10 protein-coding genes and 1 pseudogene are annotated in these 7563 nt (G+C 42.0%); 6 read left to right on the top strand and 5 right to left on the bottom strand.

Annotated features, from left to right (window positions below):
• Nucleotides 1-122: 122 nt before the first annotated feature.
• A complete protein-coding gene (locus Xets_RS28325; protein ID WP_255430551.1) occupies nt 123-386 on the bottom strand; it encodes a GNAT family N-acetyltransferase in 264 nt (87 codons plus the stop codon).
• A gap of 234 nt (nt 387-620) precedes the next feature.
• Here Xets_RS28325 and rhtA point away from each other — a divergent pair, with 234 nt between their 5' ends.
• The 6 genes from rhtA to Xets_RS28295 all read left to right on the top strand — a co-directional run bounded on the left by rhtA (nt 621) and on the right by Xets_RS28295 (nt 4339).
• Nucleotides 621-1511 carry a threonine/homoserine exporter RhtA gene (gene rhtA, locus Xets_RS28320; protein ID WP_099131201.1) on the top strand — a complete coding sequence of 297 codons (891 nt, stop codon included), beginning with the start codon at nt 621-623 and terminating at the stop codon, nt 1509-1511.
• Nucleotides 1512-1721: 210 nt separating this feature from the next.
• Nucleotides 1722-2228 (top strand): DNA starvation/stationary phase protection protein Dps, encoded by a 507-nt coding sequence (gene dps, locus Xets_RS28315; RefSeq protein ID WP_099131200.1) that lies wholly within the window; start codon nt 1722-1724, stop codon nt 2226-2228.
• A gap of 189 nt (nt 2229-2417) precedes the next feature.
• Nucleotides 2418-2642: an alkylphosphonate utilization protein gene (locus Xets_RS28310; protein WP_074018355.1), complete on the top strand. Its 225-nt coding sequence runs from the start codon at nt 2418-2420 to the stop codon at nt 2640-2642.
• Nucleotides 2643-3559: 917 nt separating this feature from the next.
• A complete protein-coding gene (locus tag Xets_RS28305) occupies nt 3560-3724 on the top strand; it encodes a hypothetical protein (RefSeq protein WP_244208766.1) in 165 nt (54 codons plus the stop codon).
• A gap of 61 nt (nt 3725-3785) precedes the next feature.
• Nucleotides 3786-4022: a type II toxin-antitoxin system CcdA family antitoxin gene (locus tag Xets_RS28300; protein ID WP_187651096.1), complete on the top strand. Its 237-nt coding sequence runs from the start codon at nt 3786-3788 to the stop codon at nt 4020-4022.
• 2 nt (nt 4023-4024) lie between these two features.
• Nucleotides 4025-4339, top strand: coding sequence for a CcdB family protein (locus Xets_RS28295; RefSeq protein WP_099131198.1), 315 nt, complete (start codon nt 4025-4027; stop codon nt 4337-4339).
• A 91-nt stretch (nt 4340-4430) separates the two neighbouring features.
• On the opposite strand, the pseudogene Xets_RS28290 reads toward Xets_RS28295, so the two are convergent.
• The 4 genes and pseudogenes from Xets_RS28290 to Xets_RS28275 all read right to left on the bottom strand — a co-directional run.
• Nucleotides 4431-4646, bottom strand: a pseudogene (locus Xets_RS28290) (transposase); the annotation flags it as partial.
• A 40-nt stretch (nt 4647-4686) separates the two neighbouring features.
• A complete protein-coding gene (locus tag Xets_RS28285) occupies nt 4687-5742 on the bottom strand; it encodes an iron ABC transporter permease (protein WP_099131197.1) in 1056 nt (351 codons plus the stop codon).
• Nucleotides 5739-6749 carry an iron ABC transporter permease gene (locus tag Xets_RS28280; protein ID WP_187651097.1) on the bottom strand — a complete coding sequence of 337 codons (1011 nt, stop codon included), beginning with the start codon at nt 6747-6749 and terminating at the stop codon, nt 5739-5741. Before Xets_RS28280 ends, Xets_RS28285 begins: the two co-directional genes overlap by 4 nt.
• Nucleotides 6746-7549: an ABC transporter ATP-binding protein gene (locus Xets_RS28275; RefSeq protein ID WP_099131195.1), complete on the bottom strand. Its 804-nt coding sequence runs from the start codon at nt 7547-7549 to the stop codon at nt 6746-6748. Before Xets_RS28275 ends, Xets_RS28280 begins: the two co-directional genes overlap by 4 nt.
• Between the last annotated feature and the right edge of the window lie 14 nt (nt 7550-7563).

The raw sequence follows: 7563 nt of genomic DNA, 5'->3' as shown, positions 1-7563 counted from the left end.
CGAATTGCTAGAAAACTTCTTTCTCACACGTTGGGTATTTTTGCCAATTTTAAACAAGGTAAAAGTCAACGCGACTGGCTTCAACAAGCCAACGTTATAAGATGTTAAAGTCGAGCATCGCGTTAACCATAAGTTCTCGGAACCAGGCAATTAAAGGGAGGCGTCTTTTGCTCTTGAGCAATAGCAAAACCTCTGATGCTGCCATTCTCATCTTCTGCAACTAATAAGTGAAACTTATCGTTATTGATATTGGAAGCAATAAAATTCCTGTCTTGTTCAGCCGCTTGCATCCTATCCGGCTGCAATGCCGCCATTTCACTGAACAATACACTATAAAGAGATAAAATATCCTCAATATCCTGCATAGTAGCCGTTCTTATTATCATTAGATTCTCTCGGTTATTTTCAATGAATTAGTATAAATTTCCACCAACAAAATAATATAATTATTAAAACGATCAAGTCCCCCCCACTGAATTCTTCCAATGTGTCAAACCTTCTGGTAAAGACACAAAACTCTCTATTAACAAACATGCAACTGAGAATACTGTTGAGTTATATCTGTTTCACTGCGAAGATGGCATCTCTTAAATAATACGTTGTAACTGAGGTTTTTTTAAATGTCTCTTTCCAAACATCGGGCAGCTTCTTTTCCACTGCTTCCTGTGATTTTATTGTTACTGTCAATGACATCAATCCAAGCTGGAGCCTCACTGGCTAAAACATTATTTCCTGTCATTGGTGCGCCTGGTGTCACAGCTCTGAGACTTGCATTAGGAACGATTATTCTATTTTTGATTTTTAAACCGTGGCGACTGAAATTTCAGCGTTCTTCATTACTCCCCCTTTTCGCCTATGGCATTTCCCTGGGAGCAATGAACTATCTGTTTTATCTGTCCTTATCCCGAATTCCGCTCGGCATTGCCGTTGCGCTTGAGTTTACCGGACCTTTAGCGGTGGCCATGTTTTCTTCCCGCCGCCCGCTCGATTTTCTCTGGATTGCCCTGGTCATTGCCGGATTAAGCTTCCTGCTGCCAATCGGGAATAGCATCAATACACTCGATCCTGTCGGTATTGTGTACGCACTGGGAGCCGGCGTTTTTTGGGCACTTTATATTATCTTTGGGCAACGTGCTGGTGCGGGCTATGGTGCCGCGACAGTCTCTATCGGTTCACTTATTGCTGCCTTTATCTTCTTCCCAATCGGATTAATACAGACTGGCCCTGAACTACTGTTCGATACTTCTCTGCTGCCTATTGCTCTGGGGATCGCCATTTTATCCACCGCATTTCCTTACACTCTGGAAATGATTGCACTTACTCGCCTGCCAGCCAAAACATTTGGGACATTAATGAGCCTTGAACCTGCATTAGGAGCATTATCAGGCATCATTTTCCTTAATGAGCATTTGACAAAAACTCAATGGATTGCTCTCTTTTGCATTATTTGTGCTTCTATAGGCTCCACTTCGACTATTAAGCGAAAAACTAAAATAGAAAAAATAGAATAATGAATTTAGAAAAATTGATATGATTTATTGAAGCCGGAGAAAGAATTTCATTCTCTGGTTTTTTATTTTCACAAATTATCAATATGTTACCGACCAATATAATAACTATTAATTCGATAGAGATAAGCAATATGACTTCCGGCAGATGATCAACTAAATTTATTCTATCTAATGAGATAACTCATTACTCAGAATTAAAGGAGCATTATGATGAATACAGCAAAATTAATCAAAACCCAACCTTCTGGCCTGATTTATACCCGAAACAATCTTGATGAAGGTATTAAACAGAGAACGATTACTGCCTTAAATCATATGGTAACCCAATTTATCGATCTATCCATGTTGACTAAACAGGCTCACTGGAACATGCGTGGCCGCAATTTCATCGCCATTCATGAAATGCTGGATGATTTTCGTCATTCCATTACGGATCATTTTGACACATTTGCAGAACGAGCTGTTCAATTAAGTGGAACGGCGCTGGGCACTGTTCAAGAAGTGTATAAACGTACCACACTGGAAAGCTACCCAATAGGTATTCATAGTGTACAAGATCATCTAAAGGCACTGGCAGATCGTTATGCTGTCGTTGCTAATGATATCCGTCAGGCGATTGTTGATGCAGAAGATGAAGACACTGCGGATATGTTTACCGCAGCATCCCGTGATCTCGACAAATTTTTATGGCTTATCGAAGCAAATATTGAGCAATAAAATAAAAATATTATTCTTCATTATGTTAAGGCCACATCTGTGGCTTTTTTTCCATCAATGCCCATTATTGATGGAAAAAACATTAAAAAAAGAAGTTATAACCTTAAAAATCCCGCAAGCCTTTAAAAAAATCATTTTTCTCTCTATAATCCCTGTTTGATTTAAAAATAAACATGAGGATTCTATAAGATGGATATCGAAGTCAAAGATTCTAACGGCACATTACTGAACGACGGTGATTCAGTACAGGTTATCAAAGACTTGAAAGTCAAAGGGACTTCCAAAACGCTGAAACGCGGCACGCTGATCAAAAACATCCGCCTGACTCACCGCGAAGATGAGATTGAATGCAATGCCGATAAAATTAAGGGATTAGTCCTGAAAACCTGCTTCCTGAAAAAAATAGATAAATAACAGTTACAATCCTATTCTTGCTTAAAGGATAAATAATATTAATTTTTATATTATTTATCCTTTTTTATTAATGGGATTAAAATCGGATAGTATCGCTCATATTGAGTCAGGAGACTAACCATTACCACTGCCAATTAAGTTTTTCCGCCAAAAAAATAGCAATATCACTTAGAAAATCAATCTATTAAATACATAATTCATAGACGAAGCTCCAGAAAATCACTAAATAGATTGGAATTTCAGCCAAGAGAATTTATGATAAATGGGTTTTTATTCTGATACAGAATAAAAACATTGAAAATATTAAAGTTTATATAGAGGGTACAAGATGAAGACTTCACTTACTCTATGCACAGCTATTCTGCTATTAACATCCTGGAATACATTTGCAACAGAAGCAAAATTGCATAATAAATCTGAACAATGCGAAGCACGCGCACTAATTATATGTTCCAAGCATATTAAACATCATAAAAAATATCAATATTGCCTTAAAGAGGTATATAGCGAATGTATGCACCAATAGATATGATATAACTTCAACGCTATTAAATAAGTGTGATTTCAGAAGTCTGTAAGTTAAATTCGGTGATGTATACCCGTCGTTATTGAAGGTATTTAGTACCTTAATAATGACGGGTATATAGCCTTACTAAAATTAATCTTCAAAAGGGTAGATAATAAAATTTAAAGATATAAATAAAATCAACCAATAAAGTCACTATACCTATCGTAATTGAAGATGCTTGATTTTTCATTCATCTCAGATCATGGACATGTAATTTCATCAGCAAACGCACCTGAATCTGAAGGATTATTTCTCTGAGGAAAAACTCGCTCCTGAAAATAGCGGCTCTGAAAGCCGTTTATCTGCTGAACAAACGACAGAATTAGTTGCATATCTGACGGTAAATTTGATGCACACGACCGCGCAAATTGTTACTCATGTTTGGGCGCGCTGGCAGGTGACGTTCACTGTGGCCGGGATGACAATACATATGGCAAGTAAAAACGTGAGCACAATGTGTGATGATAATGCAAATATCGGTATCTGTACTATCACCGAACCTCTGGCTTTTTAGAACTATACTTCGTGCAGATGCCCGTGTATCCTACACGTGGAATTGATGATGGAGATAAGCCATGACAGCAAAACAAAGAAACACACAGAGCGTAACAATGACTATAGAACGAAGTTTACTGAGTCGGGCACGTGAAGCGGGTATCAATTTTAGTGCAACACTTTCCGCTGCTCTGGATGCTGAATTACGTCATTATGAGGCGAGGAAATGGCAAGAAGAGAACACGGAGGCTCTAGAGGCATTAAACCGTTTCCATGATGAACATGGCTGTTTCAGTGATGAATACAGGACGTTTTAACTATGCAATTCACCGTTTATCATAATATTGGAAGAACTGCCGTTTACCCGCTGTTGCTGGACGTAACGAGCGACATTATAGGACAGTTAAACCGCCGAATTGTTATTCCACTACTGCCTATTGAAAAATATCCAGACAACCGTCGTCCAGATCGAATGATTCCCCTGGTCAGACTTATAGACGACAAAGAATACGCTGTAATGACTCATGAGCTGGCAAGCATATCTGTTCATGTCTTGGGTGCAAAATTTTGCGATGCCACGCAATACCGTAACCGGATTAAGGCTGCAATAGATTTTATATTTGATGGTATTTAAATTTGCTATGAAACACCTGAACTAATAAAGATTATAAGGCGTGTCTCATTACGCCGTCTTGTTTAGGTATACCCATAAAGAACAACAGGCCAGGATCGCCAACACGGCTGACAATAGTTGTGGCGATCACTGGCCCAATACCTGGAATGGTGGCTAGCCGTTGACAGGCATCGTTCTCTTTGAAATACCTGTCAATCATTTAAGCTCTTCCCTTATGCACGGTTTCACCAAATTCCAGTAGCAAACCATGCAACGCATTGATTTGCGAGATTCTGAATTTCACTAACTGGTCGTGCATCCGGTGTAATTATACATAATTCAATAAATTGATATTACGCCCAAGATATTCAGCGTTTACGTAGTGCGCTCAGCCGCATCGTCAGGATGAACAGGGGCACGCCAATAAGTGTGAAACTCAACCCGACAGGGAGAAAGACTCCTGCGGGTGCTGTTTTCGTCATAATATCCGCAGTGACGACAAGATTGCCGCCCACCAAAGCGGAAAGAAACAGTCGGGCGCGGCCTGTGGCCGATGAAATAAAGCTGGCCAGATGCGGCGCCAATATTCCCAGAAAGCTCAATGGCCCTACTGCAGTGACAGATGCTGCGCTTAGCAGGACAGCAAATATCATCAGCAACGGACGGGAATATTTGATAGGCTCCCCAAGGGACATAGCAAGTTCGTTTCCAAGCTCATAGCGGTTTAAAGCGGGGCCAGTGATCAGAATTCCGATAATACTCAATAAGAATAATGGCATAAATGATGCAATAATTGACCAACTGGCCTGAAACAACGATCCTTGCATCCATCCAGCAAGATTCAAGGATAACTCTGTCGGAAGATAGAGAATAAGAAAAGAACTGACAGAACTAAGAACGGATGAGACAGCAATCCCCATCAGTAAAATTGCCAAGCCACTTGCGCGATTATTGCCGACGAGCAAGGTCAAAAACAACGCAACAATCAGTCCGCCAACTAGTGCAGCAAGGACGATCAACATCTTAGGTGCGGAAGGAACAAACGCCAGTAAGACTATGATCATCGTCATAGATCCCTGACTTATGCCAAAAAGGCCGGGGTCGGCCAGCGGATTGCGAGCAATCGGCTGCAAAATAGCACCGGCAAGGGCTGCGCACCAACCTACCATCAGTCCCAATAAAATATGAGGTATTCGTACAACCCAGAGTGCATAAAACTGATGGTGCTCAAGGGAGTATCCGAAAAGCATATGCGTGAATTCACGTATACCAACGTTCGTAATCCCGACGTTTAAAGAAATAGCCACGAGTATGATCGTGATGGTAAATAGGCATAAACCGACTTTTATATCGCGGGTACGCATCTGCAATCCGTTATCGAAACGTAATACCCTTTGTCCATCTGTTGCCTGACCGAAGTTCATAACGATCTCTCCGATGTTGCTGAAAGATAGCGCTTTCTGATAATCCAGATAAAAAACAATCCCCCCAAAAAATCCATTAGAATGCCGGTGTGTATGACATAAGGCTGGAAGAGTGTCTGCGCACAGAGATTGGCAATCAAGCAGATACTTGCCCCCGTTAGAGCACAAGCTGGCAGCGACAGCATAAAATTCTGACCAACCAGAGGCTTGACAATATGGGGTACAACCAGTCCCACGAAACCAATCGGACCGCATATGGCAACGGCAGAACTGGATGCAACTATGGCTGCAATCAGCGCAATGCGTGAAACAAGTGCTGCATTCGCGCCAATCGAAAGCGCCTTTTCGTAACCGAGCAGAATAAGTGTCAGTGGACGTGCCAGTAATAAAAGTACCATCAAGGCCAGTATACCGAACCACCAGAAATGGTGAAGTCTTGTGATATAGGCATGATTGATAGCCCCTGCTAACCAGCTCAAATATTCGGTTCGTAATGCAGGATAGGCAAGAAGAACAGCATTGCTTATCCCAAGATAAAGCATCGCTATTAATGTGCCTGACAGTATCAGTAGCAAGTCGCGAGAAACGCCGTTAACGCCCGCCAGGCGAGATACTGCAAGAGATGACAGAAAGCCGAATAACCCGCCGACAAGAGCTGCTATGCCTTGCAATGTCAGATCGAACTCAAAGCTGATTGCACCTATTATGACAAACAGTGTTGCGCCGGCATTGATTCCCAATGTTGATGAGGAGGCCAGTGGATTGCGGATAAGCCCCTGAAAGACGAGACCACTGCATGCCATCACCGCACCGACATAAACAGAAATCAAAGCCCGTGGCAGTCGCTGGTATAAAATAACTGCCTGCTCATAGTTTTGCGGTTCGGACTGTGTTAATGCCGCATAAATTTGCGAAACTGACGCAATATTCACGCCAAAAGAGAGACTAGAAAAAAAGATCAGCAGCAATACAAAAGACGCGAATATAAAGAACAGACTGGATTTCATCGCCATACTCCGGACTGATTTCCAGGGTGGTTTATGCCCGGATAAGGCTGACAGATAAGGCTACCGTTGTAACTGAAAATATCGGCCGGAATATCGAATACGCGCTGGATATTATCTACCGTTATCGTTTTATTGACAGCACCTGCAGCAATAACGTTGCCAGTATTCAGCATCACAACATCATCGGCAAAAGTCGTTGTTAGATTTAAATCATGTAATACTACAACGATGGTTTTTCCGTGCTGGAGTGAGAGATCGCGAACCAGTTTAAGCACCGTGTATTGATATTTGATATCTAAGTGGTTCACTGGCTCGTCCATAAGAATGATGTCAGTGTCCTGTGCAAGCACCATCGCCACCCAAGCGCGCTGGCGTTGCCCTCCTGAAAGGGAGTTGACTTGAGAGCCTGCCTTATCGGCTAAGCCGACGATTTCCAGTACATCATGAAACAATTTGCGATCCCGCGAGGATGGCCCGCCGAAAAACGAATTACGCCCACAAGCTGCCAGCTCGATCAACTCTCCCAGCGTCATGTAATCCGGGCAGTGGCATTCCTGCGGCAGATAAGAGATTTTTCGAGCCAGCGCTTTGCGACCTATCCCTGTAATCAGTTTACCTTCCAACAGAATTTCTCCACTTTTCAGTGGGATGAAACCCATGATGGACTTCAGCAGTGTCGACTTACCGCAGCCATTAGACCCGACGAGTGCAGTGATGCGCCCTTGGGCAAAGTCTACTGACAAATCATGCAATACGGTTTTCTTGCCGTAAGTTGCGGTGATATTTTTTGCTGTAAGCACCAAAGGCTCCTTCA

This window comes from Xenorhabdus sp. TS4 (assembly GCF_014467265.1).
In the GTDB taxonomy this organism is placed as follows: Bacteria; Pseudomonadota; Gammaproteobacteria; order Enterobacterales; family Enterobacteriaceae; genus Xenorhabdus; species Xenorhabdus ehlersii.
This window is presented reverse-complemented; position numbering and strand designations above follow the sequence as displayed.

What these genes read in the sequence shown, in the direction of transcription:
- Xets_RS28325 (WP_255430551.1), bottom strand. Translation starts at nt 386, where the DNA reads ATGATAATAAGAACGGCTACTATGCAGGATATTGAGGATATTTTATCT.
- rhtA (WP_099131201.1), top strand. Translation starts at nt 621, where the DNA reads ATGTCTCTTTCCAAACATCGGGCAGCTTCTTTTCCACTGCTTCCTGTG.
- dps (WP_099131200.1), top strand. Translation starts at nt 1,722, where the DNA reads ATGAATACAGCAAAATTAATCAAAACCCAACCTTCTGGCCTGATTTAT.
- Xets_RS28310 (WP_074018355.1), top strand. Translation starts at nt 2,418, where the DNA reads ATGGATATCGAAGTCAAAGATTCTAACGGCACATTACTGAACGACGGT.
- Xets_RS28305 (WP_244208766.1), top strand. Translation starts at nt 3,560, where the DNA reads ATGCACACGACCGCGCAAATTGTTACTCATGTTTGGGCGCGCTGGCAG.
- Xets_RS28300 (WP_187651096.1), top strand. Translation starts at nt 3,786, where the DNA reads ATGACAGCAAAACAAAGAAACACACAGAGCGTAACAATGACTATAGAA.
- Xets_RS28295 (WP_099131198.1), top strand. Translation starts at nt 4,025, where the DNA reads ATGCAATTCACCGTTTATCATAATATTGGAAGAACTGCCGTTTACCCG.
- Xets_RS28285 (WP_099131197.1), bottom strand. Translation starts at nt 5,742, where the DNA reads ATGAACTTCGGTCAGGCAACAGATGGACAAAGGGTATTACGTTTCGAT.
- Xets_RS28280 (WP_187651097.1), bottom strand. Translation starts at nt 6,749, where the DNA reads ATGAAATCCAGTCTGTTCTTTATATTCGCGTCTTTTGTATTGCTGCTG.